The organism is Bradyrhizobium sp. P5_C11_2 (assembly GCF_054049755.1).
The window spans coordinates 1-1,701 of record NZ_JBFULT010000928.1 but is presented as its reverse complement, the minus strand read 5'-3'; the positions used below and the strand labels follow the sequence as shown (position 1 = coordinate 1,701).

Annotated in this window: 1 protein-coding gene, 1 tRNA gene and 1 pseudogene; 1 reads left to right on the top strand and 2 read right to left on the bottom strand. The window is 60.0% G+C overall.

Annotated elements, in window-relative coordinates:
- Positions 1–361: 361 nt before the first annotated feature.
- Positions 362–577: pseudogene (locus tag ACXJL8_RS40385) on the bottom strand (2Fe-2S iron-sulfur cluster-binding protein); the annotation flags it as partial.
- A 129-nt stretch (positions 578–706) separates the two neighbouring features.
- Between ACXJL8_RS40385 and ACXJL8_RS40380 the strand changes: the two are divergent.
- Entirely contained in the window at positions 707–1,312 is a 606-nt protein-coding gene (locus tag ACXJL8_RS40380; protein WP_456622812.1) for an NAD(P)H-binding protein, read from the top strand.
- Between the two features lie 33 nt (positions 1,313–1,345).
- Here the strand turns inward: ACXJL8_RS40380 and ACXJL8_RS40375 are convergent.
- A tRNA-Gly gene (locus ACXJL8_RS40375) sits at positions 1,346–1,419 on the bottom strand.
- Between the last annotated feature and the right edge of the window lie 282 nt (positions 1,420–1,701).

The following is a 1,701-nucleotide window of genomic DNA, read 5'->3' as shown; positions in this document are numbered from 1 at the left end:
GCGCGGAGTCGCTCGAACATCTCGCTCTTTGACTCGCTCATCGAGAGCTATCGCGCGGCGGGCCTATTGCCAGGGTAAACTGAGCAAGGCTTCCGGCCCCGCACCGGTGTCAGCGTCGCCCGACGGTCCGCACCAAAAAACGGCTCCAGGCCCTCCCGAACGGCGCTTCGAGACGAGCCGGCATTTCGGCAGGCTTCCGCCCGCAAGCGAATTTCAGGAGGCCGGCTTACCAGCCAGCGGCCCTGGCGACGTCATCTCCTGATCAGGTTTTTGCACAGCCTTGGGACCCCGGATCCGCCGCGATAGGCACAGGCGCCGCCGAACCCCCCGATCCACCGATCGAGGCGATGTTCATGACGCGAGCCGAGCAGATCTGGCCGGGCGAGCAATAGCCGCATTGGAACGGGTCATGCTCGACGAATCTAGTTTGAAGCAGATGAAGGTTGCTGGGCTACCCCAACCCTTCGAACGTCGTGATCTCGTGATCGAGCGTTACAGCGAGCTTCAGGCACGAGTTGGTGTGCGCGCCGTCGATCAGCACCGTGCATGCGCCGCACTGTCCGTGGTCGCCCCCCCGGGCAAACGCCTTGGTATCGGATTTACTTCAATTGATCACGCCGCCGCGAATGGCCGTGATAGCTGCACGCATGTAGCCACCGGTTCCTTCGACGATGCTTTGACCGCAACGGCGAGAAAGGAGATCAGGATGAAAGTTTTCATCATTGGCATCGGAGGAGGCGTCGGTAGAAGGGTAGCTCAGCAGCTGATGAATCTTGGCCATCAGGTTGACGGTTTCGTTCGGAATCCCAAGAAGGGCGCCGATCTCGCGAAGAGCGGGATCTCCTCAACCGTCGGGGACATCGTCAAGATGTCGGTTTCGGAAATCGCTTCTGCCCTGAGCGGGAGCGACGCGATCGTCTTTTCAGCCGGTGCTGGTGGCCCCGACAGTGCGGAAGCCACTAAACAAGTCGACGGTGACGGCCCCCTCAAACTCGCGGCAGCCGCCAAGGAGGCCAAAGTCGAAAGGTTCGTTCTCGTGTCGGTGTTCCCGGAGGCATGGAGAGAGCGGCAAATGCCGAAGGACTTCGAGCTCTATATGGCCGAGAAGAAGAAGGCCGAGTGCAAGCGCCGCCGATTTCCGCACGCGCGTTCAGTGCCTCTTCTCAAATCAAGATGCTCGGTTTTGATGAGTTCGCACCGTCGTCGGTATCGAGGAGCACTGGGAATAAGACAGAGTCTCAAGTGGCGCACGAAACCCGTCGATCGGGCAGCGAGCATCAGAACGTGCGAAGCAGCCGATTTGTCAGAATGAAAAGGTCTTGACGAGCTAAGTCTATGAAAAGGCTGGAGCGGGTGAAGGGAATCGAACCCTCGTATTCAGCTTGGAAGGCTGCTGCTCTACCATTGAGCTACACCCGCGTCAGGGGCTCCCTAACACGGCCGCGCGGCGGTCTCAACTGCCCAAGATCAACTACCCAAGAGGTGGCATCTCGGCGGCTTTCCGGCCCTTCCGCACAGGCGCGGTTCCGACTGGCCCGCCTCCCCTTAACAGCGGCAGCCTTGCGGCCTATATTGGAGTCTCCCGAAACCAACGAAAGGAGGTGATCCAGTGTCTTTTATCAAGCGCTGTCACCTCGCTGGGATCGCCCGCTAAGCTTTGACTAAAGGCTTGGCATCGGGGCGCTCTCAGCCCTGGACCAG

What these genes read in the sequence shown, in the direction of transcription:
- ACXJL8_RS40380 (WP_456622812.1), top strand. Translation starts at nt 707, where the DNA reads ATGAAAGTTTTCATCATTGGCATCGGAGGAGGCGTCGGTAGAAGGGTA.